Annotated in this window: 22 protein-coding genes and 1 tRNA gene; 16 read left to right on the top strand and 7 right to left on the bottom strand. The window is 50.4% G+C overall.

Annotated features, from left to right (window positions below; translation table 11 throughout):
* From H6853_09375 to H6853_09365, 3 genes are all read left to right on the top strand, one after another.
* Positions 1-990, top strand: a 990-nt coding sequence (locus H6853_09375; GenBank protein ID USO03711.1) for a sulfotransferase, incomplete at its 5' end; no start/stop codon positions are given.
* 160 nt (positions 991-1,150) lie between these two features.
* A complete protein-coding gene (locus tag H6853_09370) occupies positions 1,151-1,414 on the top strand; it encodes a transposase (protein USO03710.1) in 264 nt (87 codons plus the stop codon).
* Positions 1,411-2,040: an IS3 family transposase gene (locus H6853_09365; GenBank protein USO03709.1), complete on the top strand. Its 630-nt coding sequence runs from the start codon at positions 1,411-1,413 to the stop codon at positions 2,038-2,040. The genes H6853_09370 and H6853_09365 overlap by 4 nt, the downstream gene beginning before the upstream one ends.
* Before the next feature lie 171 nt (positions 2,041-2,211).
* Here H6853_09365 and H6853_09360 read toward each other — a convergent pair whose 3' ends face one another.
* The 5 genes from H6853_09360 to H6853_09340 all read right to left on the bottom strand — a co-directional run bounded on the left by H6853_09360 (position 2,212) and on the right by H6853_09340 (position 6,717).
* Positions 2,212-3,723, bottom strand: a complete 1,512-nt coding sequence (locus tag H6853_09360) for a sulfotransferase (GenBank protein ID USO03708.1) — start codon at positions 3,721-3,723, stop codon at positions 2,212-2,214.
* Positions 3,724-3,912: 189 nt separating this feature from the next.
* Positions 3,913-3,987 (bottom strand) — tRNA-Val (locus H6853_09355).
* A gap of 112 nt (positions 3,988-4,099) precedes the next feature.
* On the bottom strand, positions 4,100-5,209 hold the full coding sequence (locus H6853_09350) for a hypothetical protein (GenBank protein ID USO03707.1): 1,110 nt from the start codon (positions 5,207-5,209) through the stop codon (positions 4,100-4,102).
* A gap of 62 nt (positions 5,210-5,271) precedes the next feature.
* The gene (locus H6853_09345) at positions 5,272-5,634 is read right to left on the bottom strand and encodes a response regulator (protein ID USO03706.1); all 363 of its coding nucleotides are present in this window, start codon (positions 5,632-5,634) and stop codon (positions 5,272-5,274) included.
* A gap of 57 nt (positions 5,635-5,691) precedes the next feature.
* The gene (locus H6853_09340) at positions 5,692-6,717 is read right to left on the bottom strand and encodes a glycosyltransferase family 1 protein (GenBank protein ID USO03705.1); all 1,026 of its coding nucleotides are present in this window, start codon (positions 6,715-6,717) and stop codon (positions 5,692-5,694) included.
* A 78-nt stretch (positions 6,718-6,795) separates the two neighbouring features.
* Here H6853_09340 and H6853_09335 point away from each other — a divergent pair, with 78 nt between their 5' ends.
* From H6853_09335 to H6853_09320, 4 genes are all read left to right on the top strand, one after another.
* Positions 6,796-8,727 (top strand): LTA synthase family protein, encoded by a 1,932-nt coding sequence (locus tag H6853_09335; protein USO03704.1) that lies wholly within the window; start codon positions 6,796-6,798, stop codon positions 8,725-8,727.
* A 2-nt stretch (positions 8,728-8,729) separates the two neighbouring features.
* On the top strand, positions 8,730-10,019 hold the full coding sequence (locus H6853_09330; GenBank protein USO03703.1) for a hypothetical protein: 1,290 nt from the start codon (positions 8,730-8,732) through the stop codon (positions 10,017-10,019).
* A gap of 6 nt (positions 10,020-10,025) precedes the next feature.
* Positions 10,026-11,009, top strand: coding sequence for an RluA family pseudouridine synthase (locus H6853_09325; GenBank protein ID USO03702.1), 984 nt, complete (start codon positions 10,026-10,028; stop codon positions 11,007-11,009).
* A 298-nt stretch (positions 11,010-11,307) separates the two neighbouring features.
* On the top strand, positions 11,308-12,495 hold the full coding sequence (locus H6853_09320; protein USO03701.1) for a Glu/Leu/Phe/Val dehydrogenase: 1,188 nt from the start codon (positions 11,308-11,310) through the stop codon (positions 12,493-12,495).
* On the opposite strand, the gene H6853_09315 is transcribed toward H6853_09320, so the two are convergent.
* Positions 12,437-14,548, bottom strand: coding sequence for a YjbH domain-containing protein (locus H6853_09315; GenBank protein ID USO03700.1), 2,112 nt, complete (start codon positions 14,546-14,548; stop codon positions 12,437-12,439). The two genes, H6853_09320 and H6853_09315, sit on opposite strands and share 59 nt — an antisense overlap.
* Before the next feature lie 164 nt (positions 14,549-14,712).
* Between H6853_09315 and H6853_09310 the strand changes: the two genes are divergently transcribed.
* The 7 genes from H6853_09310 (at position 14,713) to H6853_09280 (ending at position 21,100) form a co-directional block, all read left to right on the top strand.
* Positions 14,713-16,254, top strand: a complete 1,542-nt coding sequence (locus tag H6853_09310; GenBank protein USO03699.1) for a response regulator — start codon at positions 14,713-14,715, stop codon at positions 16,252-16,254.
* Positions 16,251-16,676: a response regulator gene (locus tag H6853_09305; protein ID USO03698.1), complete on the top strand. Its 426-nt coding sequence runs from the start codon at positions 16,251-16,253 to the stop codon at positions 16,674-16,676. The genes H6853_09310 and H6853_09305 overlap by 4 nt, the downstream gene beginning before the upstream one ends.
* A gap of 112 nt (positions 16,677-16,788) precedes the next feature.
* Positions 16,789-17,100, top strand: a complete 312-nt coding sequence (locus tag H6853_09300) for a hypothetical protein (protein USO03697.1) — start codon at positions 16,789-16,791, stop codon at positions 17,098-17,100.
* A complete protein-coding gene (locus H6853_09295) occupies positions 17,097-17,546 on the top strand; it encodes a CBS domain-containing protein (protein ID USO03696.1) in 450 nt (149 codons plus the stop codon). The genes H6853_09300 and H6853_09295 overlap by 4 nt, the downstream gene beginning before the upstream one ends.
* A gap of 43 nt (positions 17,547-17,589) precedes the next feature.
* The gene (gene glpD / locus H6853_09290) at positions 17,590-19,110 is read left to right on the top strand and encodes a glycerol-3-phosphate dehydrogenase (GenBank protein ID USO03695.1); all 1,521 of its coding nucleotides are present in this window, start codon (positions 17,590-17,592) and stop codon (positions 19,108-19,110) included.
* Complete coding sequence (glpK, locus tag H6853_09285) at positions 19,103-20,581, top strand: glycerol kinase GlpK (GenBank protein USO03694.1); 1,479 nt, start codon at positions 19,103-19,105, stop codon at positions 20,579-20,581. The genes glpD and glpK overlap by 8 nt, the downstream gene beginning before the upstream one ends.
* Before the next feature lie 183 nt (positions 20,582-20,764).
* Complete coding sequence (locus H6853_09280) at positions 20,765-21,100, top strand: hypothetical protein (protein USO03693.1); 336 nt, start codon at positions 20,765-20,767, stop codon at positions 21,098-21,100.
* Positions 21,101-21,116: 16 nt separating this feature from the next.
* Here H6853_09280 and H6853_09275 read toward each other — a convergent pair whose 3' ends face one another.
* Positions 21,117-21,365 (bottom strand): hypothetical protein, encoded by a 249-nt coding sequence (locus tag H6853_09275; GenBank protein ID USO03692.1) that lies wholly within the window; start codon positions 21,363-21,365, stop codon positions 21,117-21,119.
* A 340-nt stretch (positions 21,366-21,705) separates the two neighbouring features.
* On the opposite strand from H6853_09275, the gene pal reads away from it, so the two are divergent.
* Together pal and ybgF are read left to right on the top strand one after the other, a co-directional pair.
* Positions 21,706-22,236: a peptidoglycan-associated lipoprotein Pal gene (pal, locus tag H6853_09270; GenBank protein USO03691.1), complete on the top strand. Its 531-nt coding sequence runs from the start codon at positions 21,706-21,708 to the stop codon at positions 22,234-22,236.
* A gap of 124 nt (positions 22,237-22,360) precedes the next feature.
* Positions 22,361-23,131, top strand: a complete 771-nt coding sequence (ybgF, locus tag H6853_09265; GenBank protein ID USO03690.1) for a tol-pal system protein YbgF — start codon at positions 22,361-22,363, stop codon at positions 23,129-23,131.
* Positions 23,132-23,136: the final 5 nt, after the last annotated feature.

Here is a 23,136-nt window from a genome sequence, read left to right as displayed (position 1 = left end):
AGTGCCGCCGACCCTCACATAAAAGCAATGGAAGAATTGTTGGGTCATCCTTCCGTTTTATCTGTAGGTCAGTCTGAGCTGCATTTTTCTTTAGGAAAAGCGTATGAGGATTTAAAGGACTACGAAGTTTCTTTTCAGCACTATGCGCGTGGAAACGATCTTGTGAATAAGAAATCAGATTTTTCACTGGAAAACACAAAGTCTTATTTCAGGCTCATTCGTGACAGTTTTTCAAAAGAGTTTATTTTCGAAAATAAAAATTCTCAATCATATGATGTTACACCCGTTTTTATCGTCGGAATGCCGCGATCCGGGACATCATTAACGGAGCAAATTCTTGCAAGTCACACTGATGTTCATGGTGCCGGTGAACTCGATCTCATGTGGAAAATATTTACGCAGACCCTGGGGCTTGTTTCAGACAAGTATCAAAAAAGTTTTGCGTTACTGACACCTAAAAAAATTGAAAATGCGGCAAACAGTTATATCTCTAGCCTTCAAAAACTCTCTCCATCTGCTTCTTTTATCACAGACAAGATGCCCATGAATTTTCGCTATATCGGGTTGATTAAGAGCATGTTTCCAAAGGCCAAAATTATTCACTGCATACGAGATCCGCGTGATACATGCCTTTCTATTTATAAATGTCGTTTTATGGGAGGGCATCCTTTTGCCTATGATCAAAAAAATTTGGCGGAAGTGTATAAGCTTTATACAGAAATGATGGCTTACTGGCACAGTATTTTGCCGGGAGAAATTCTGGATTTTCGGTATGAAGATTTAATCGAAGACCAGAAAACTGGTACAAAAAGGCTTTTGGACTACTGTGGGTTAGACTGGCAGGATACGTGTTTGGACTTCCATAAAACAAAGAGAACGGTCAATACGGCCAGTGTTTTCCAAGTGAAAGAACCCCTTTATAAAACCGGGGCGGGGTACTGGAAAAACTATGAGCAATATCTGGAAAAAGAAATAATAGAACTTGCGTAGGTTTTTTCTAACGTCAGGTTTTTTTGATCCATTTATCCCTAATACGGGGGTATTAAAACGACAATCTACCATCTGACCTGCTCCCCCCCATAATTTAGTCCAGAAGTTTGTAGAGTCTGCTAAACATAAGCGGCCCAGATAGGGTCAGAAGGAGCAGACAATGAAGAGCCGATTTAACGAAGAACAGATCATCCGGATATTAAAGGCGCACGAGGCCGGTCAGGCGACGGCGGATTTATGCCGGGAACACGGGATCAGCAAGGGGACGTTTTACAAGTGGAAGGCGAAGTTTGGCGGGATGGAGATCAGCGATGCCCACAAGCTGAAGGCGCTTGAGGTGGAGAATGCGCGTCTGAAGAAGCTGGTGGCGGATTTGAGCCTGGACAACGCGATGCTGAAGGACGTGAACGCAAAAAAGTGGTGACGCGGGGCGCGCAGCGTGAAGCGGTGGCGTATCTGAGAACAACGCACAATGTGAGCGAACGGCGGGCCTGTTCGGTGCTGGGCGTTGTTCGCGCTCTTGTGCGCTACCGCTCCTGCCGTCCGCCGGATACAGCTTTGCGCGAACGTCTGACCGAACTGGCCGCCGAGCGTCGGCGCATTGGCTACCGGCGTCTGGCTGTGTTCCTGCGGCGTGACGGCTTTGCGGACAACATCAAGAAAATCCACCGGCTTTACAAAGAGGAGAAGTTGCAGGTAAAGCGTAGGAAAGGCCGCAAAAAGGCGGTCGGGACGCGCGCCCCGTTGCCAAGGGCGGAACGGATCGATCAGGTGTGGATCCTTGATTTTATAAGCGATGCCTTAAGCGACGGCAGGCGGTTCCGGGTTCTGGGCGTAATGGAGCAATGCGCGCGGGAATGCCTGACACTGGAAGCGGACACCTTCATACCTGGCCTGCGGGTTGTCCGGGAGCTTGACCTTCTGGTGGCAAAGCGCGGCGCGCCGGAGATCATCGTGTCCGACAACGGGCCGGAACTGACCAGCCGCGCCGTGTTGATCTGGGCAGCATCCAGAGGGATCAAGGATTGGCGGCGCATCGCCACAAGATAAGATAAACCCGCCAGAAATTATCTCGCTGGCCTCTGCCTTGCCGCTCTACTTTGCTATTGGATTTAAGCTGTGAGTCTGGAGCCTAGCAGGCATCCTGCGGGGTGTTTTTTATTTTCCGGTAAAATTTCGGTAATAAGCGGGGTTGTTTTTGTATTATTCAGACATGCAAAGTTAATACCCAAAGCGCTCCGCATAGGGTTTTAACCGCTCTAAATACGGCTCCAAATAGGGCCTGTATCTCACCCACCGGTAACGCGCATGTTTGTATATTTTTTCACTGACCTGCTCATAGCTTGGCGAAATCACATCAGAAGATCGGCGGACCTTTTGGTCGTAATCAAGAACGGCATCGTCCCATGGAACATCAAGAAAGTCTAAAACGCCTCGGACAGAACTTTCAAAATCCTCTATGATATCCTCATAACGCACGTAATGAACGTTTAGCGGCAGCGTGTTCTCATAAACCTCCCATAAATCCATGATTCCGGTGTAGAGGTTGACGGTATCATCCAGATTGTAAAAATGAACGGACGCTTCGTTTGGGACGAACAATTGCATATAGGCGCTCAGAATGCAGTCGCACGGATGACGCTTGATAAAAATAAATTTTTCTTCGGGAAAAAGCCGATGCACTAGTCCGGCCATATTTGTTAGCATGGGGTATTTGTCTACGAACAGCCCGGCCTCCTGCCAGTTTCTGTCACCGCGATGAATTTCAAAATAGCGCTGTCTGAAATGCTCAATTTGTTCGCCGCCAAAATCGGCCATACATTCGGGATAGGCGTCAAACGTCTTGCGTATTTCTTCTTCAACGATGGGGAAAGCATGAATTTCTTCGGAGGCATAAATGGCAGGGTGGGCGTTTAATATATGCTGCAGCAAAGTCGTTCCGCTGCGCATAAACCCCATCAGGCAAGCCATATTTCTTACAGGCTTTTCGGAATTTTGCCTTTTCCATGAGGAAACCCATTCGGGCGTAAAAACTTCCCGAAAGCGTTCAATTTTATTCAGGTAAGGCGCTTTTCTTTGCCGGCTAATTCCGAAAACCTCGGAAGCGCAGGCATTGAAATCCCGGAACTGTTCGAAGGCTTTATCAACGTTATCCAGCCTGTCATACATCAGTCCTAACTCATGTTTAACCTTAAGGCGTGTCATTGGGTCTTGCGGATATTTTTCAGTCTTGAGAAGCTGAACGGCCTCTTCCAGCCGGCCTTCCCGTTTTAAAACAATGGCTTCATTCAGGGTAATAAGGATGCCGCCCGGAAATAAGGCTTTAGCTTGATCGACATATTGCCTTGCTTCCTCCATCCGGTTCCTGCGCTCCAGAACGGAGACAAGATTACTGTAAGCCGCCTCATAATCAGGGTTCAACTGAATGGCGGTCTTGTAGGCGTTTTCGGATTCCTCTAAAAAATTGATATTCTGGAATGCGATACCAAGACCGTTATGCACCTTTGCATCGTCCGGTTGAATTGAAATGCTTTTTTGTAAATATTCTACAGCGTTCTGATACCGGCCCGTATCCAGCATAACCATACCCAGGTTTTTAAGGATATCGGGATTATGAGAATCTTGCTGAAGGGCCTGGAGGAACAAAGCTTCCGCACGCTGAACTTTCCCTTGTTCTTTTGCCGCAAGCGCCAATTCAACCAAAGCATCTGAATTCTTAGCATGAAATTCCATACAGAAAGATTACCTGCCTTGGATCATTTTGTCCCTAATTTTTATGGTTGTCCCCGTACGATAACAAAGGAAGAGGAGCGGGGGTGTGGTGACGTAGTTTGGTAAAGCCATTGAGAATGGCCCACTTTATGGCACACCTAGAATAGCTGTTCAGTTATGTATCTGAAATACAAATGGGATTTGAGAAAATGGTGGGCGGTACAAGGATTGAACTTGTGACCCCTTGCGTGTCGAGCAAGTGCTCTACCGCTGAGCTAACCGCCCGCATGGCCGATGACCATTGACCGACATCTCTAATGCCAAAACGCAGAGAGTGCAAGAGACAATTTCCCTTACCATCGTAGCGTCGGATTTTTCTTAGGAGGCTTCCGTTTTGTTAGCGGGAGTATCCTTCTGCCGTCCAGCCCGTATTATAAACGCCAAAAAGGACGGGGTTTTTGTTAAAATCGATCTGGGAAAACAAAATGCCTCCGTTTCTGTTTTCTTTGTGATAGTCGCAAAGTCCGCCGGAATTGTATTCCGGAGGGATATTTTTGATAATATGAAGCTTTCCGTCGGAATCGCGTTCAAGTTTCGCGCCGTTTATATTATGAAAACCAACGAGGTAACACCCGTCATGACCTCTGTTTTTTACAAGAAGCCCTTTTTTTCCAGACGGCGTAACCAGAAGATACGGTTTGCTGTTGTGCTCGACAAGACTTGTTCCAGTGAGGGCAAAATAACCAAAACTTGATGCATCCCGGTAGTCTGTAAGAACGCCGTTATAGCGCCAACTGTTCCCGTGGTCCAAAGAGGAAAACAGGACAACCGCACGTTTTTCCCATTCTCCCAGTCCGGAGGCCGTCGGGCTTGCATCCAGACTCATGTATAGAACGCCGTTGTAAGCGAGAGTTCCTATCTCATTATAGTACATGTTTCTGGACAAGGAGGGGTGCAACGCATTGGGTTGGATTTTGCAGTTGTGTTTTTTCTGCCCAAACAGGCAGACCGGCCCTGACCACGGCCCTTCAGGGCTTCTGGCTGTCTTGTACTCAATCCAGCCTTCGCCGTGCAACGTATTGTTTTTTTTGAACGGTGGAAGTACATAATATCTTTCGGAATAAAGCTTCCATCTTTTTTCCGGAACATCCCAGGGATCATAAACAAGGCTCGGCGTTTCATAGCGCCAGACTCCTTCAAAGGTCTTTCCTCCAATGTGAACGGTTTGGGCATGAGATTGATTCACCACCCCGACATAATGCCAGGAGGCACCCTGATCGGTGCTTTTGGCGAGATGAGTTGAAACATGTTTTGGTATGGAAACCCGTGAATAGGCCATCCAGCCGATCCCATCCGGCCCGTACTCTATCGAAAGGTCGAATATGCCGTTTAGCTCTTTGTCCCCTTCAACAAAAATTTCTGTGAACGGAGAGTGCTCGCTTGCGTGAAGGGGAGCTATTCCAAGAAACAGCGCGGAAATGAGAAGGCATAATATTTTTTTAAACATTCGGATTCCCCTGTCAGATTAAACATCTATTTTTTAATGTCCCGTTGTGGGGGTAGCACATTTTATCTTTCCAGAATAGCATTGACTTGCCGGATAAGTTCGATCAGATGGAAAGGTTTGGACATTACGCGGGCGTCATTATCCGGGGAAGCGCTTTGTTCGGCTGCGATGGCGGAAAAACCCGTGATAAAAAGGATTTTGATGTCAGGGTAGAGCGTTTTTGCCATTTTTGAGAGTTCTACTCCATCCATGCCGGGCATGACAATATCGGTCAGGAGCAAATCAAAAGGGGCGTCTGTTTTGAGCTTTTCCAGAGCCTTCAAACCGTCTTCGCAGGAGAGAACTTCGTGTTTGGCTCTTTCCAGTGCAGCGGTTAAAAAGCTCCGCATGGCGGCATCGTCGTCGGCGAGAAGTATTCGCGGCATGGTTTTGCGTTTTTTCTTTCCTGTTGAAGGGTTATTGTAGACGTTTCGTATTGAAAATTAAAGGGCATCCAGAAACTGCCGGGCGGCTTTGTCCCATGTATAATGTGTGCGGATATGCGCGTGGCGCTCATTGGCGCTGCCGGTTGTCAGAGCTTTCATGGCGGCACGACTGAGGTCATCATCCAAAGCGCCCAGGAAATCTTCGGTGATAACATCGCGCGGTCCCATGACGTTATAGGCCGCCACCGGCAGGCCGCAAGCCAGCGCTTCGATTAAAACCATGCCAAAGGTATCGGTTTTGGAAGGGAAAACAAAGACGTCGGCGCTGCGGTAATGCTCGGCGAGAGCCTCCCCGGTTTTTTTGCCAGTAAAATGAACATGAGGATATTTTTTTTTGAGTTTTTCAAGGTCGGGGCCATATCCGGCGACCACTTTATCGCCGTGCCATGGCATGTCCAAAAAAGCGTTTATATTTTTTTCGATGGCAATGCGTCCGGCATAAAGCGCGACGGGTTTTTTAAGCGCATGGAAAAGCGTTTTGGGGCCGGGATAAAAGATGCCTGTATCCACGCCGCGGGTCAGGCGGACCATGGGGGGGCAAAAGCCTGTCTTTGTGAGTTCGTCTTGCAGGCTTTGGGTTGAGACCATGACGACTTTAGCGGGGGCGTGAAATCTTCGCAGCAGACGGGCCGTATATTTTTTGGCAATTCCGGCGAGGAGGGGGACATACTGGTTTACGCGCACGGCGATAAAATCAGGAAAACGCGAGTGGTAGGCGGTTGTGAAGGTTTTTGCGTGTTTGAGACAATACCGCCGGGCGGCCTGTCCCAGCGGTCCTTCGGTGGCGATATGGATTTGGTCGGGCGCGGCGGCCGTTATCAGTTTTTTCAGGCGCATGTAGGGAAAAAGCGCCAAGCGGATTTCAGGATAGCCGGGCAGGGGCATGCGCAAGGGAAAATCCGCGGGGCCTATGATTTTGACGTCGTGCCCCGTTGCGGCGAGAGCATGGGAAAGCTGTTCGTAGGTGCGCACAACCCCGTTTATCTGCGGATGCCAGGCATCACTGACAATAAGAATTTTCATAAGGTGTAGCAGTGCCCTTGCGTTCGATAAAAGCAGCCTTTAATGTCTGTCTCCTGTTCATTTTAAGGAGATACCGTCTTGAATCAAAGCCGTTTTTCTATCGCGATGTGGCTCTATATTGTCACGCTGGCTTCGTTTATTCTCGTGCGCGGTCTTTTTCTGGCGCTGAGTCTGAATGTGGAGGATTTCAGCGCCGGTGATCTGGCTTTTATTTTTGGCGTGGGGTGGATTTACGATACGGCTTATTGTCTTTACGCGCTTATTCTTCCGGCGCTTTATCTTTTACTCATGCCGCAGCGCTGGTGGGGAAGAAAGTGGAATGCCCGCTTTCTGCATTTCCTGATTTTTGCCGTGATCTTTGTCACGGGTTTTAGCGCGGTGGCGGAATATCTGTTCTGGGAAGAGTTTACGGTTCGTTTTAACTTTATCGCGGTGGATTATCTTGTCTATCGGCGGGAAGTCACGAACAATATCATGGAATCCTATCCCATTCCGTTGCTTCTCTTTGTGCTGTTTCTGGTTTCCCTGGCGGTGTACTGGCCGTTGAGGGGGAAGATTGAGGACGCGCTGGATACGGAAGAACCTTTTACACGGCGGGCCGGGGTTGCCTTGGGGATCGGCGCGCTGACGGTCTTGTCCTTTATCCTTGTCGGGCAGGGGCTGCGCGACAATCAACCTTCCACCTATGTGCGGGAATTGGCAAGCTCCGGCCCGTATCAGCTTATCGCGTCCTTTCAAAAAAACGAACTGGACTACGAACAGTTTTATGCGCAGCTGCCTGAAGAAGAGGCGGCCTCGGTGCTGCGCAAGGAACTGGCGGAAAAAGGAACCACGTTCCTGAAACCGGAAGGTCTGGATATACGGCGCAAAATTTACAATCCCGGCAGGGAAAAACGTTTGAATATTATGCTGGTGATGATTGAATCTTTGTCGTCGGATTTTATGGGCAGCTTTGGCGAACCGCACGGACTGACTCCTTCTTTGGATGCGCTGGGGAAGAAAGGGATTTTCTTCGAAAATCTTTATGCGACCGGCACGCGCACGACGCGCGGGCTGGAGGCGGTGACGCTTTCCATTCCGCCCACGCCGGGACGTTCTATTGTCAAGCGGACGGGGCGGGAGAAAAACATGTGGAGCTTTGGCAGCGTCCTGCGCGAAAAAGGCTATGACGTGCGCTTTCTCTACGGCGGTTACGGCTATTTTGACAATATGAATGAATTCTTTGGCGGCAACGGCTATGACGTGGTGGATCGAAGCGATATGGCGGACGAAGATGTCGGGTTTGAAAACGCTTGGGGCGTGGCGGACGAATATCTCTATGACCATGCCATCAAGGTCGCCCGCAAGGCGGATGAGGAAGGTAAGCCTTTCTTCTTTCATCTCATGACAACTTCAAACCACCGTCCTTATACCTATCCCGAAGGGCGTATTGATATTCCTTCCGGTGAAAACAGGTGGGGCGGCGTGAAATACACGGATTGGGCGATCGGGGATTTCATTGAAAAAGCCGGGAAGGAAAAATGGTTTGACAATACGGTGTTTGTTTTTGTCGCGGATCACACGGCGGGCAGCGCTGGAAAACGCGACTTGCCTGTTTCTTTTTATCATATCCCGATGATCGTTTACGCGCCCAGGCATTTCCGCCCGCGCAGGGTTGAAACATTGATGAGTCAGATCGATATTGCGCCGAGCCTTCTGGCGCTGCTCGATATGGACTACGAGTCTGCCTTCTTTGGCAGGAACATTTTTAAAACTTCGAAATCGGCGCAGCGGACGCTGGTGGGAAATTATCAGAATCTCGGATATTATACGCCCGGGGAACTCACAATTTTGAGTCCCAAACAAAAGATAACGCAGTTTCAAAATCCGCAGGACGATGTGCCGCAGGAACGCGAAGTGCCGGACGAAGACCATTTAAAAAAGGCGCAAAGTTACTATCAGGGGGCAAGCCTTATTTATAAGAGACGGTTGAACGCGTATCCGCCGGAAGAAGAAGCGAAAGAAAAATAGTCGTGAGAAGGATATACATCTTCATCTTTTTTATGTGTCTGGCAGCTTCGCCGGCTTATGCGCAGCGTTGCGAAATTGTTTATGAAGAAATCACGAGATTGAATCCGCCTGACTTCGGACATTACAGCATCTGGGACGAGGTGTATGGGGATAAGGGGATGGATCAGATTTCGGACTTTGTCATTTTAACGGACGGCAGCGTTGTGATGGGTGGTGCCTATACGTCAGATGAAGAAGACAATACCTATAAGCCTCTTTTGGTTCATATAACGCCGCAGGGAAAAATTCTTTGGGAGGTGCGTGAAAAATCTGACTTCTTCAAAACCGTCGATCACATCGTCGAAACGGAAGACGGTTATGCGGTCTTGGGGGAAATAGAAGACCCCAAACGCGGCGACGGGATTTATCTGGCGCACTATACGAAAGACGGGCAGAAGAAAAACCAGAAGACTTTTTTTGAACCCGGCGGGAATCTGGATGGGAAGGCGCTTGTGAAATTACCGGGCGGTGCAGGCTATATGATTGCCGCGCAATATAACCCGGAAAATCTCTCCTTGCAGTACGGCATTATTTACAAGGTGACGAAAAGCGGTGCCCGGCTCATGAGGCGGGCTTACACGCCCGGCATGCAAACGGTTTTCAACAATTTTCAGGATATGGGGGACGGGACCTATATGCTGAGCGGACAGCTCCGTCTGGAGGACGGGCGGCGTGCGGGGTGGCTCGTCAAGCTGGATCAGGAGGCTGCGATTATGTGGCAAAAGACATATGCCCGCGGAAGTTTTTCCGCCTTGCGGAGCGTGGCCCCTTTTGAAAAAGGCGGTTATCTTCTGGGCGGGGAGGCTCGTCCGTCCGGCGGCGGACGAAGTGCCGGCTGGGCTTTGAAGATTGACGATACGGGGAATGTGGAATGGCAGCGTTATTATGTAGGCAAGCATGCTTATGTTGTGCGGGATGTTCTGGCCTATGAAGACGGCCGCTCTGTGGCTCTTCTGGACGGCATGCCGCAAAAACTGGAAGACCGGGCCCACATCCGGCTGCTCGATTATACGCCGCGCGGTTATCTGATGTCGGTGGAGGATTACAGTGAATCGCAGGGGGCGCATGCTTTCACCTTAAAAAGGGGGCCGAAGGGGGAGCGTGTGTTTGCCGGTTATGCCCAGACGCGTCTTTCGGCGGCGATGACGCCGGAAGAAGTGCCTGTCTCGGCTTTTGACGCATGGCTGGTAGCGGCGGTGGCGCTGGAGCCTTACAAAGATCCGTGCCTGCCGCGCGAATTTTTCATGGAATAGGCTTTTATGCGTGAGACATTAAATATTACCGTGCCGGAAGGGACGCCGCCGCAAAGGCTGGATAAAATGCTGGCACAGTTATGCCCTGATTATTCCCGCTCGCGTTTGAAAATGCTTATCTTGGAGGGGCAGGTGTGTTCCGACGGCGCCGTGTTGGCGGATCCCAATCTGACGGTTGAGGCGGGAATGTCTCTGGAAGTGCGTGTGCCGCCGCCTGTTGAAGCCGCGCCGCCGCCGGAGGATATTCCGCTTGATATCGTTTTTGAAGATGAGCATTTGCTGGTTATCAATAAAGCCGTTGGAATGGTGGTGCATCCGGGGGCGGGAAATCCCTCCGGCACTCTGGTGAACGCGCTGTTGCATTATTGTGGGGACAGCCTGTCGGGAATTGGCGGAGTGGCGCGTCCCGGAATCGTTCACCGCCTTGATAAGGAAACCAGCGGATTAATAGTTGTTGCCAAGAATGATAAGGCGCATCAGGGGCTTTCGGACCAGTTGTCGGACCGTTCGCTCAGCCGGCTGTACACGGCTTTTGTCTGGAAAGCGCCTGTTCCCCTTAAGGGAAAAATAGACCAGCCCATCGGGCGGCATAAAACCCAGCGCACCAAAATGGCCCTGCGGGGGGAGCGTGGGCGCGAGGCGGTCACCCGGTATCATATGAAGGAGCAATATGGCGCGGCCGCTTCGAAGATTGAGTGTAAATTGCTCACAGGGCGGACCCATCAAATTCGCGTGCATATGGGCTATCTTAAAACGCCGATCATCGGGGACCCGCTTTACGGCCTGCCGCTTCAGGAGGCGCGGGCGCTTTTGGCCAAAGAGAGCTGCGGCGCGCAGCAGCAGGCGCGTATTCTGGCGTTCGGGCGTCAGGCCCTTCATGCCGGACAAATCGGCTTCATTCATCCCGTTTCCGGCGAGAATATGCGCTTTAAGGCGCCGTTGCCGGAGGACCTCAAAAACCTAGAAAACGATTTAAAATCAATCAGTTAGGTTTGTCCCTCCACCCAAATTTGCTTTTTACATAAAATTTTAGCTATTCTATAACTATAAGAATTTACTTCTTTGTTTTGTTTGACGACAAAAGGTTAGATTATACGGCTAAGTTAGGACGAAAGGGGTTAACCCCCCTCACTTTAAACGCTTTACGATCTGGTACCCATAAACTTTTAAAACCGCCTTCGGGCGGTTTTTTTTGTCTAAATCTGGACGTGAGCCGGCGAATTGGCTAATGTCCGGTGCTCTTTGAAAAAAAAAGGGCCAGAAACGGGCCAAAAACAGGTAGGACATTATGAATTTTGAAGATTTGAACGATACGCTGCTGGAAACTTTCGAGTCTTTTGACAATCATGAACAGGTTCGCAAGTTTAATCTGGACGGGGATATAACCGCCTATATTGCCATTCATAATACGAATCTCGGGCCGTCGCTCGGCGGCGCGCGGATGTGTCCTTACGCTTCCGATCGCGAAGCCATTAATGATGTACTGCGTTTATCCCGCGGCATGACCTATAAAAATGCGATGGCCGGATTGCCGCTGGGCGGGGGAAAGGCGGTCATTATCGGCAATCCTTTTGAAGATAAAACCATGGCTCTTATGGAAGCTATGGGTCAGGCCGTTGAGAGCCTGGAGGGAGAATATATTACGGCGGAAGATAGCGGCACCGGCGAAAAAGATATGGTGGCCATTGCCAGGCATACGGAGCACGTTACCGGCTTGCCGCCGGAAATGCTGAAAGGGAAAGGCTTTGGAGAACTGGGCGGGAATCCGTCTCCCTTGACGGCTTTGGGGGTTTACCGCGGTATTCAAAGCGCGGCGGCGCTGCGCTACGGTAAAGAGGATCTAAGAGGCCTTAGCGTGGCGGTGCAGGGCGTGGGCGCGGTCGGCGTGGAGCTGTGCAAGTTACTGCAGCAGGACGGAGTCCGTATTATTGCCGCGGATGTAAATGATAAAATGCTGGCGGAAGCGCAGGAAAGCCTTGCGCCTTTTACGATCGTCAGCCCGAATGAAATTTATGGCGTGAAAGCGGATATTTTTGCGCCTTGTGCGATGGGCGGCGTTTTGAATGACGATACGATTCCACAGCTTCAGGTGGATATCGTAGCGGGCGCTTCGAACAACCAGCTTTTGGCGACGTACCATGATAAAATGCTGGCCGACATGAATATTCTTTATGTGCCGGATTACGTGATTAATGCGGGCGGCGTGATTTGCGTCGGCTATGAATATTTCCGCAAGAGTGATTATAACCCGCTGGATTTTGAAATTACACGCGAACGTATGATCTCCCATGTCGAAAATATAGGGCAGAACGTAAAAGACGTACTGGAATATGCGCAAGGCCATAATCTCCATCCGGGCGAAGCGGCGGACAAACTGGCGGAAGAAAAATTTTTGAACGGCGAAGCTCTCAGAGACTCTAGTTCAGAACCTCCTGCCAGCTTTGGGTCAGCCGGCGGTATGACATTGGTTCAGTGACCTCGTAAAGAGGGAGCGGTTTATCCAGCGTCTGGGCTTTATCCCGTCCGAAAGGCGCGCTTGCGAAACGCAGTTCGCTTCCCTTTGGCAGATATTTCACATTCCCAATCGGCAGGCTGAGTTGCAGGCCGCTGTACAAATTTGTTTTTCCGCCGAAAACATCCCTGTCGTTTTCGTTCGTGACACTTACGAATGCTTTTACTTTTGCGCCGTTTTCAAAGCGGGTTTCAATACCGCCGCTTGCGCCAATGTCCTCTCCCAGATACCGTCCGGCTTTGGCGAAAATGGTGAAATCCGTGTTCGGCACTTCATACCAGAGATTGAGATGTCCGGTGAAAGAAGGATCTTCGAAAAAGCTGCTGCCCAAAAAATCTGCAGGGTCCCGTTTGTAAACGCGCCAGGCTTCTGCGCCGACGGAAAATGTTTTTCCAAAGGGGCGGTAGAGGATTTCGCCGCCGGCGCCCGTATACATTTCTTCCAGGGCGCCCGCGCTTAAGGCAAGATGCAGGTCGGTTTTCAGGGTTTTTAACCAGGACAGGTAAGAACGGTCCAGTGCGAAAAGACGCGAGGCGTATAAGTCTTCGTCGCTGCGGACGGGATGAAGCGCCGCAGGGCGAAAATCGGCCAGACGGTGCAGGTTATCGTCTATGTTTAGCCGGGCGGAACCCCCGACGGTAAATCCGTAAGGAAGCTGTTTTGTCCCTTCGAAAACAAGAGAGCTTCGATACAGGATGCCGCTATCTTCTTCCGACAGGCTCAGACGGGTGTCAAGAATGAGGCGCGGGCGCCACGGGAAACCGTGTTCGCTTTTTTGTCTTTTTTTGTCAGATGTTTTTTCGATAGTTGTATCTTGCCATATTTCTTCCGGGCTTCCATTGTTATGGGCCAGCGCCGATTCCAGGTCGCGGCGGATCAGGGTCGTCCGGTGCCCTTTTAGGCCGAAGACGTAGGGCGTTATGGAGAGACTTTCCACTTCCTCGCCTCCGTTGTTGGACATGTGGCGTGCCGCGCGCCCGATTTGCCGGGCGGAGGGTTCGAAGGGATCGAGGTCCAGAAGGCTGTCTGCGTCTGAATCTACATGCTGCGCATCGAACAGGAGAACCCCGTCCTTATGGGCCGAAAGCATCATTTTTTGTGCCGAGGCGGTCCCGGCGCGGTGCGGATGAAAGGGAACGGGACTTCCTGTTTCTGCGTTGCGTCCCGGCCATTCGAATAAATTTCCCTGAAAGGAAAGGCGGGCAAAAATTTTGTCTGTGCCAGCCAGTCCGGCGGAAACATCCATCCATTTATACGGGGCGTAGTTCAAAGACAGGCTCCATGGGTCTGGGGCCTTGAAGTTTGACGTTATCTGGTCGGCTTCATAGCTGTCGGCGCCCCACTCGGCCTTCACGGATAATCCCTCCAGCGGTGTGAAATATTCCACGCCTGCGAACAACCCGATTTCTTCGCCCGTAAACCAGTCATTTACGCCGTTTTGGGTTTCCGATCCAAAGTCGCGGTCATGGGAAAAGTGACGGGAGAATTTTTTAAACGGATTGGAGAGCATTCCCTCGCTGCCGAGCCGTCCCCATGCAAGCCCGCCTGTGAAGTCGAACGCTTTCCAGCGTTTGGACAGGGCGATATATTCGCTCGCCGTTTTTTTGTGTCCGAAGGCGGAATTCATCCCCAGCGCTATTTCGGGGGTATAGCGGTCTTCCTTTGCCAGACGGATTTTCAGGTCCATGCCGGGGTAAAGGCCGTCCGGGGAAGCGCCCAGATTACTGCCCGTTCCGGTTTGCCGGAGCTGTACATAGAGGGGGTCCGCGATCTGGAAACCGATAAAGCCGTGCCGGTAAGGATCAAGGGTGGAGACGCCAATGCGAACGGTCCCGGCTTTGTCCATGCGGGCGGACGGGATGGTGTTTAACCCAAGCGGGCCATAGAGGCTGGCAGAATAGTTTTCTTTTTGGGTGTCGAGGGATTTTTCGGGTTTTTCGTCGGCATAAACATTCCCGGCCGCGCCGGATAAGGAAGCAGCAAATACAAGTGCATGAAAATAGAAACGAATATGCAAGGCGAGGCACCCTGCTTGGGAAGTGTTGAAAATCAAACCGTTACCAGTCTCCGTGATATGCAGGCGTATGTCAAAACCTTCTGTTTGCCCGCAAAGCCCCTCTTGGTAGTGTTAAACAAATAAACTAAACTTATGATTGTGACTTTTTGTGTAAAGGTTTTGGTATGGTTTTTGGTGTTCTCCCCGATAAAGACGTTCTGTCCCGCGCCCTTGATGCGGTTGCCTGCGGCGTGGTGGTTTGGGATACGGAAACGGATGAGATTCCCGTTTTATACGTGAACAGTGTTTTTGCCGACATGTTGTCGAGCAAGCCTTCGGATTTGCTTGGCAGGTCTGCGACAGAAATTTTTTCCCGCTATTGTCAGGGTGAAAATCTTCAGGAAAAAATTGAAGAGCGCGGTGACGATATCGAACTTGAAAAAATGGAAGAAACAAATTCGCTCTGGTACAGGCTTCAAATGATCCCCATGGAAGGAACCAAGGGGCTTGTTCTTGGTATTTTAAAAGACGAAACGGAATTCAAACTCCGCGAGGCGAAAATATTTCAATCCCAAAAGCTGGAATCCCTTGGGCAGCTTGCGGGCGGAGTTGCGCATGATTTTAACAATATTCTCTCTATCATTGACGGCTATGCCCGGATGACGAAGAAAGAAGTTCATAGCAGTGAAGAAGCCATCTCGCATCTTGATAAGATTATGGATGCGGTCAAGCGCGGGGCGTCCCTGACGGAGCAGCTTCTGACCTTCGGTCGGCGGAGCGTTGTTGTGGAAAGCGTCACGGATGCGGGTGTGTTTCTGGAAGAAAATCAAGGGCTTTTGACTCATCTGCTGGATGCGTCCGTTGATCTGGAGATCAAGGTCGAGGACGGCGTAGCGGTCTGCTGCGCGCCGGATGTTATTGGACAAATCCTGATCAATCTTGTGGTGAATGCGCGCGATGCGATGCCTGAAGGGGGGCTTTTGCAGGTCGATGTTTTTTCTTCTGAAAAGGAAGGAACAAATTACGGGGCGCTGCGTGTAAAGGATACCGGAACCGGTATGGATGATGAAATAAAAGACAAAATATTTGACCCGTTCTTTACGACGAAAGATCAGGGAAAGGGGACGGGGCTGGGCCTGTCTACAGTTTACGGTCTTGTAAAACAGATGAAAGGGCAGATAGAGGTTGAAACCAAAAAGGGTGAGGGCACTGAAATCATGGTTTATCTTCCTCTAAGCGACAACCCGTCTGCCAAAATTGCGGAGGTTAAGGCTTTTGATGATGGGGAGATTTGTCTTCGGGGATATACAGCTTTGGTGGCGGAGGACGAGCCGGATATTTTAACGCTCATAGCGGGCATGCTGGAGGATATGGGGATGCAGGTCCTGACGGCGTCCAATGGCAATGAAGCATTGCTCCGGCAGGAAGATTTTCAGGGGCGGATTGATTTTCTCGTAACGGATGTTGTGATGCCTGAACTCAATGGTGTGCATCTGGCCGAACTTTTTGAAGTTGTTCGTCCCGATACCAAAACAGTGTTTATGAGCGGATATCCGGCAGGCGGGCAAATGTCCCGGATTGAAATTCCGGAAGGGGTCCCGTTTCTGCCCAAGCCGGTTGATTATAACAAGCTGGCTCATACGATTGTGTGGCTGTCAGGAAAAGGAGAACAAAGTTATCTGCACCGGATGGCCGGTCGTTCTTCAGGAAAGGGAGGGGTGCATTGAATCAGAAGAGCGCCTACGAGGATTTCAGCCGTCTGAAGCTTCTGATTGTCGAGGATCAGATGGAGGCCCGGACAATTTTGCGAAATATGCTGGGGGAGCTTGGCGTCACACAGATTTTCGAGGCGGGGGACGGGCGTGAGGCGCTGAGTTTTTTGGATATGGCTTCCGACCTTGTAGAGCTTATCATTTGTGACTGGAATATGCCCAATATGAGCGGTCTTGAGTTTTTATCCAGGATTCGCAGCGATGGCTGCAATATTCCTTTCTTGATTATCAGCGGGCGCGGGGACAGGGATTCTGTTCTAAAAGCCAAGGCCGGCGGGGTCAGCGGCTATATCAGGAAACCGTTTTCTTCTGCCCAGCTCGAGGTAAAACTGCGGGTTTTAATGCAGCGGATGGTAGAGGCGCAAAAAGAAGAATAGGTTTTTTTGTTTGCACGCAAGAGACGATTTTTTTTATCCCGAAATTTAAAAAATTTAACTTTAGATATATAATTTTCTCGATATTGGTATACTTCCATGTGGAGGCAAGGCTATGCGTGCGACATTTCATAATAAACTTGAGGTTGTACAGGATTTTCAGGGCCGGAAAAGAATTCAGTACCGGCACCCTTTCCGGCTGGAGCTTGATTTTTTTCTGGAGCCGAAATTTAAAGTGCAAAAAAAGGATGCGCGTGACTGGGAGGTGTCTCTCAAGACGAAGAAAAATCAGGCGCTGGCCCGTGGGGTACAGGTGGAAGTCGCCGGGGAATTCGTGGCTTATCTTAAAAGAAGGGTCAGGGGCGATCTCAAGGGCGTAACCTTTAAAAAGCTCGAAGAACTGGCAAAGGTACGGAGTATCCAATGACACAATCAGATGCAAAACTCCCATCCGGTACGAAATCCCCGCGTATTCAGGATTGCTTCAATCTCTCGATTAATGACCGTGCCATTACGGAGAAAGAAACAATTCAGGTCGCGGTCGAGCGGATGCAAAAAGAAAAAATTTCCTGTTTTCTCGTTCGGGATTCGCAAGGAAAGGGCGTGGGTGTTTTGTCCGAGCAGGAGATTGTGAACGCCCTTTTTGATAAGGGAGACGAAAGCTCGAAAGCGCTGGTGAGCGACTACATGGCAATAGAGACTCATGTCGTGATGGAGTATGACACGCTGGACGATGCGATCGAGGTTATGTCCAAACAGAATATGTCTTCTATTCCTGTGATATCCGAATCCGGGTATGTGTCGGGTTTTGTGTCGCGTCAGGAAGTCATCACGGAAAAAATAATCAAAGAAGAGAAAGAAAAAACGGCATAAAACTCTCCTTGCCGACCTTGCAAAGCCCAAGTACCCTTACAGGATGAGTGCGGATTACGATCTTTGTGTGATTGGCGGCGGGGTGAACGGAACAGGCATTGCGCGCGATGCGGTAGGGCGCGGTCTTTCCGTTATTCTGGCGGAGGCGCAGGATCTCGGCGGGGCGACATCCTCGGCCAGTACGAAGCTCATCCACGGGGGGTTGCGGTATCTCGAACAGTATGAGTTTTCTCTCGTGCGGGAGTCTCTGATCGAGCGGGAGATATTGCTTCAAAGCGCCCCACACATCATTCATCCGATGGACTTTGTTTTGCCGCATGACAAAAGTCTCCGTCCGGCTTTGATGATCCGTTTGGGGCTTTTTATTTACGACCATCTGGGCGGGCATAAAATTCTGAAAAAGTCCACGTCCATAAATTTTGGAAACCATGTTTTTGGCGCGCCTTTGCAGGAAAAATATAAAAAGGGCTTTTCCTATACCGATTGCCGTGTGGACGATTCAAGGCTGGTGGTTTTGAATGCGCTGGATGCCAAAGAACGCGGGGCCTCTGTTCTAACCCGCACTGCGGTGACGCATCTTCGGCCGCAAAGGGAAGAGGGTCTTTGGCATGTTTCGATGCGTACGCTGGAGACGGGGGAAGAGTTTCAGGTGAAGGTGCGGGGCGTTGTCAATGCAGGCGGGCCGTGGGTCCGCGCGATACTGGAGCGTTCAAACCTTGCGGAAAAATCTTCAAATGTCCGCCTGATAAAAGGCAGCCACATTATTGTGCCCAAATTTTATGAGGGAGAGCAGGCCTATATTTTGCAGCAGCCCGATTGCCGGATTGTGTTTGCCATCCCTTATGAAGAAAATTTTACGCTGGTAGGGACAACGGATGTCGAGTTTCGGGGGGATCCGACGAATGTCGAAATCGACGAAGCGGAAAAAACATATTTATGCGAAGCGGTGAACCGTTCTTTTCAAAAACAGGTTTCGCCGTCGGATATTGAATGGAGTTATAGCGGCGTCCGCTCCTTGCTGGAGGATGGAGAGGGTAGCGCGTCCAAAGTGACGCGGGATTACAAGCTGGAGATGAAAAAAGATTTTGGTCCTCCTGTACTGTCTGTTTTCGGCGGAAAAATCACGACCTACCGCAGGCTGTCCGAACAGGCGGTAACAATGATCGGGAAAGAACTCGGGAACAAAAAAAATCCATGGACGGACAAGGCTGTCTTGCCCGGCGGCGATTTTCCGGAAGGGTTTTTTGAAAGCTTTGTCAAAGCGCAGGCGGAAAAATATCCGTTTTTGCCTCCTGCGCTTTTGCAGCGTTATGCGCGGAGTTACGGCACGCGCATGGATAAATTCGTGGAAGGGACAACATCTCTGGAAGAACTGGGACGGGATTTCGGAGACGGCGTGCATGAAGCGGAAATTATTTATCTTGTCGTGCATGAATTTGCGCGGGAGGTAGAGGATATCCTCTGGCGGCGCTCAAAACTGGGGCTGCACGTATCGGAGGAAACACGCCGGGCGCTGGAAGCCGCTTTGCCGGATATCAAAAAGAAGGTCGCGCGCTATGGATGACTCTGTTTTGCTTTCAATCGATCAGGGGACAACCTCTTCCCGCGCTATTTTGTTTTCAAAGGCCGGGGAGATTCTGGATGTAAACCAGAAAGAGCTGACCCTTTATTATCCTGAAAAAGGATGGGTGGAACAGGACCCCGAAGAGATATGGGCCGATACGCTTTGGGCGTGCCGCGAGAGTGTTAAAAAAGCGCAAGGGCAAAAAATTGCGGCAATCGGCATTACCAATCAGCGTGAGACAACCATTCTCTGGGACCGGAAGACGGGCAAAGCGGTGTATAACGCGATTGTCTGGCAGGACCGCCGCACATCGGAGTTTTGCCGAAAGCTGAAAGAGCAGGGGCATGAGAAAAGTATATCGGAGAAAACAGGGCTTCTTCTCGATCCTTATTTTTCCGCGACAAAAATCGCGTGGATACTGGATCATGTGGAAGGCGCGCGCGAGAAAGCGGAAAAAGGGGAGCTTGCCTTCGGCACCGTGGATTGCTTTTTGCTTTGGCGGCTGACAGGCGGGAAATGCCATGCGAGTGACGCCACAAATGCGTCACGCACGCTCCTTTATAATATTCGAACCGGCGAATGGGATGAGGCGCTTTTGAAGCTTTTCAACATTCCCCGCGCGCTTTTGCCGGAGGTGAAAGACAATTGCGCGGATTTTGGGGTCAGCGACAGGTCCGTTTTAGGGCAGGAAATTCCGATTGGCGGCATGGCGGGGGACCAGCATGCGGCTCTTGTCGGTCAGGGCTGTTTTAAGGAAGCGATGGTGAAATCGACCTATGGCACAGGATGTTTTGCCCTGATGAATATCGGATCGGATTTCAAGCTGTCCAGAAACCGTCTTTTGACAACGATCGGGTATCGTCTGGACGGGCGGGCAACATATGCGATCGAAGGGGCCATTTTTATCGCAGGCGCCGCGATTCAGTGGCTGCGGGACAATCTGGGGCTTATCAAAAGCGCGGCAGAGAGCGAAAAACTTGCCGTGTCTGTGCCGGATAGTAACGGGGTTTATTTTGTGCCCGCTTTTACAGGGATGGGGGCGCCTTATTGGAAGCCTGAGGCCCAGGCCGCTATTTTGGGATTAAGCCGTGAAAGTAACGCGGCGCATATCGTCCGGGCGGCGCTTGAGGCGCAAGCCTATCAAACGCTTGACCTGATGGAGGCTTTTGTCGCCGATAGCGGGTTTGATCCTGATATTATCCGTGTGGATGGCGGGCTTGTCTCGAATGCGTTTGTATGTCAGTTTTTGGCGGATATGCTGCACCGCACGGTTGAGGTGCCAAAAAGTCTTGAAAGCACCGCTCTGGGCGCTGCTTATCTGGCGGGGCTACATGCAGGGGTATATAGTTCCTTGGAGGACATCTCTGAAAACCGGCAGGTTGCACATCGTTATACCCCTCAAATGGGCGATATCGAAAGGCGCAACCTGTATGAAGGGTGGCGGCAGGCTGTCCGAAAAGTACTTTCCTGAAAAAGACAAAAAAACGTTTTTGTCCGCTTTTATTTTAGCTGTAATGCGATAAAATGCAAAAACCATAAGTTGTTGTTAACCTTTCCTTTGTACAATTTACATAACAATAAAAAAATAATAGGTTGGGCCAGCCCCAACTTAAAAGAACGAATGGGCGAGTGAAGCGAAGTGAGGAGATAAAACATGGCTTTAAAAGGCTATTGGGCCGTTTGTGAGGATGTCCGCCCTCCCGGGCAGCTGGACGGTAAACCGACTATGTCCATGATATATATAGACGGTTTTTTCTATGCGGACACGATGGGCGAAAATCGCTTTGAAGCGTTGAATCGCGCGACAAAAAAACTCAGTGAAAATATTGCTTTTTTAACCGATTGCTGCGCTGATATCCCGGCGCCGGCTTATAGCGACACGCCGCCGGACCAGCGCTATAAAGACGGTGTCATGCTTGTTTTTATATCTCTGGCCGATTTGGGGCTGGAGCCCAGCTTTTTCGAGTGGGTTCCCGTGGCTGCGGAATAGTCCGCGGAAAGCGGGTCTAATGTTTATCGAATTCTTCGGAGATGGCGCTGCAGCTTAGGATGGCGGCGTCGATCAGCAGGTTTTTGGCCTTTTTCATCTGCATTTTTGCCAGCGGTTGTTTCAAAAACGTCTCGGCATGATCCAACTGGGCGATTTCGTTCTGGATATCCTCTACAAATTCCATCATGACGCGGTCGACCTTTTGACGGCGTTCTTCCAGAGATATTTCCTTGGGAATATCCTTAAAATTCAAAATTTTGCCCATTGTTTTACTCCCTATTTTCCACACACCGTAAACACAACGAAATTCTTACGTAAAATATATTAAAAAATTATTAACAAAGCTGCGAATTTAAACGTTTTCAACTTTTATGATATTAAGCCAGCGCCTTCTTATATGTAATAAAAATAATATAACAATGCGTTTTCAGGGGTTGTGGCTGCCTTTCAGGAAAGCAAAAATGTGGACGAAGAGGGGCAATTTTATACGTCCTCTTGTCACACTCATTTGAAATGCCTAAAAACTAAGAACGATATATCAAGTATAAAGAGATTCGTTTATAAAGAGATTCGTTTTTATTAATTTTTTTAAGGAGTTTTTCCCCATGCTCATCCGGTTTTTATCTATCGCCCTGCTTGCCGTGAGTTTGACAGCCTGTTCTTCCAATAAGGAGGGGGATGTCGAGCCGCTTGTTATGGGTGAGCGCGAAAATGTTTCACAAGGTCCTCTGGACGGCACGGAAGGCTACGGCGGCGAAGGGGTAGAAAGCTCTGCCGTTCCGGGCTCGCAGCAGGATCTGGTCGTCAATGTCGGGGACCGTGTTTTCTTTGGGTATGACCGGTATGATCTGGCGCCGGAGGCCCGTGACGTTCTGGATGCACAGGCACAGTGGCTTGGCCGTTATCCGAGTGTGAATGTCACGATTGAAGGCCACTCGGATGAGCGCGGAACCCGGGAATACAACCTGGCTTTGGGCGAGCGGCGGGCGTCTTCCGTGAAGAACTATCTGACGTCCATGGGCGTTGACCCGATCCGGATTAACACAATCAGCTACGGGAAAGAGCGTCCGGCTGTGATTGGTGCAAATCCGGGATCGTGGGCTCAAAACCGTCGCGGCGTGACCCGCGTGGAGTAGTCCGATTCGTAGAAGTCATCCTTATCAGGAATTAGCATGCAGGCTTGGGCTTGCGTGCTTTTTCTGTTTTGTGCTGCCGGTTTTTCCTGCTTCCACGCCTTCTTTTGCGCAGTCCGATGATTTTATGAATCGGCTAAATCGTGTCGAGAATGAAATCGATACGTTAAACAGGGCTGTTTATAAGGGGGAGATGCCCCCGCCGGGCATCCGTTCCGAGGCGGGCTCCTCTGAAAGCGGTGTTGAAGTCCGGCTTCAGGAACTGGAGATGCAGCTTCGGGATATGACGGGGAAAATCGAGCAGCAATCTTATGATCTGCAGAATCTTCAATCAAGGCTGAACGATCTGGAAGCTGCGCAGCGTTATCAGGCGCAGGAGGATCGTTCCTCTTTTTCTCCATTGGAGAGGGATACAACGTCATATAATAAGCCGGACAGTGCGGGGGATTTGCCTGCGCAGGAGATGGATCGGGGGGCTGTGGGGATGAAGACGGCCAGGCCGGTGCCTGCGGATAGTGCGGCGGGGCAATATGAACAGGCTTTTTCCTATTTGAAGAGCGGGGATTACGGCGCTGCGGAAAAGGGGTTTGAGGTATTTCTGGAAAAGTATCCCGATCATGCCTTGTCGGCCAATGCGATCTATTGGCTCGGGGAAACTTACTATGTGCGCAACGAGTACGAAAAGGCCGCGAAAGTTTTCGCGCAGGCGTACCAGAAATACCCGGGCGGGCCGAAGGGGGCGGACAATCTGTTAAAGCTGGGCATGTCTCTTGGGGGGATGGGCAAAACAAAAGACGCCTGCATTGCCCTGGGGCAGCTTCAGACCGAATATCCTAAAGGGCCTACGCCCGTCCTGCGCCGGGCGCAGCAGGAATCGGACAAACTTGATTGCCGTTAAATTAA

Source organism: Rhodospirillales bacterium (assembly GCA_023898765.1).
Classification (GTDB): Bacteria; Pseudomonadota; Alphaproteobacteria; order Micavibrionales; family Micavibrionaceae.
The sequence above is the reverse complement of the archived record's forward strand: the minus strand, read 5'-3'. Positions and strand labels throughout refer to the sequence as shown.

Excerpts from the sequence above, each read along its gene's own strand:
- H6853_09280 (USO03693.1), top strand. The coding sequence starts at position 20,765 with ATGGCTTTAAAAGGCTATTGGGCCGTTTGTGAGGATGTCCGCCCTCCC.
- glpK (USO03694.1), top strand. The coding sequence starts at position 19,103 with ATGGATGACTCTGTTTTGCTTTCAATCGATCAGGGGACAACCTCTTCC.
- H6853_09345 (USO03706.1), bottom strand. The coding sequence starts at position 5,634 with ATGCCGCGAATACTTCTCGCCGACGACGATGCCGCCATGCGGAGCTTT.
- H6853_09325 (USO03702.1), top strand. The coding sequence starts at position 10,026 with ATGCGTGAGACATTAAATATTACCGTGCCGGAAGGGACGCCGCCGCAA.
- ybgF (USO03690.1), top strand. The coding sequence starts at position 22,361 with ATGAATCGGCTAAATCGTGTCGAGAATGAAATCGATACGTTAAACAGG.
- H6853_09300 (USO03697.1), top strand. The coding sequence starts at position 16,789 with ATGCGTGCGACATTTCATAATAAACTTGAGGTTGTACAGGATTTTCAG.
- H6853_09350 (USO03707.1), bottom strand. The coding sequence starts at position 5,209 with ATGTTTAAAAAAATATTATGCCTTCTCATTTCCGCGCTGTTTCTTGGA.
- glpD (USO03695.1), top strand. The coding sequence starts at position 17,590 with ATGAGTGCGGATTACGATCTTTGTGTGATTGGCGGCGGGGTGAACGGA.
- H6853_09340 (USO03705.1), bottom strand. The coding sequence starts at position 6,717 with ATGAAAATTCTTATTGTCAGTGATGCCTGGCATCCGCAGATAAACGGG.
- H6853_09360 (USO03708.1), bottom strand. The coding sequence starts at position 3,723 with ATGGAATTTCATGCTAAGAATTCAGATGCTTTGGTTGAATTGGCGCTT.
- H6853_09275 (USO03692.1), bottom strand. The coding sequence starts at position 21,365 with ATGGGCAAAATTTTGAATTTTAAGGATATTCCCAAGGAAATATCTCTG.
- H6853_09320 (USO03701.1), top strand. The coding sequence starts at position 11,308 with ATGAATTTTGAAGATTTGAACGATACGCTGCTGGAAACTTTCGAGTCT.
- H6853_09370 (USO03710.1), top strand. The coding sequence starts at position 1,151 with ATGAAGAGCCGATTTAACGAAGAACAGATCATCCGGATATTAAAGGCG.
- H6853_09295 (USO03696.1), top strand. The coding sequence starts at position 17,097 with ATGACACAATCAGATGCAAAACTCCCATCCGGTACGAAATCCCCGCGT.
- pal (USO03691.1), top strand. The coding sequence starts at position 21,706 with ATGCTCATCCGGTTTTTATCTATCGCCCTGCTTGCCGTGAGTTTGACA.
- H6853_09310 (USO03699.1), top strand. The coding sequence starts at position 14,713 with ATGGTTTTTGGTGTTCTCCCCGATAAAGACGTTCTGTCCCGCGCCCTT.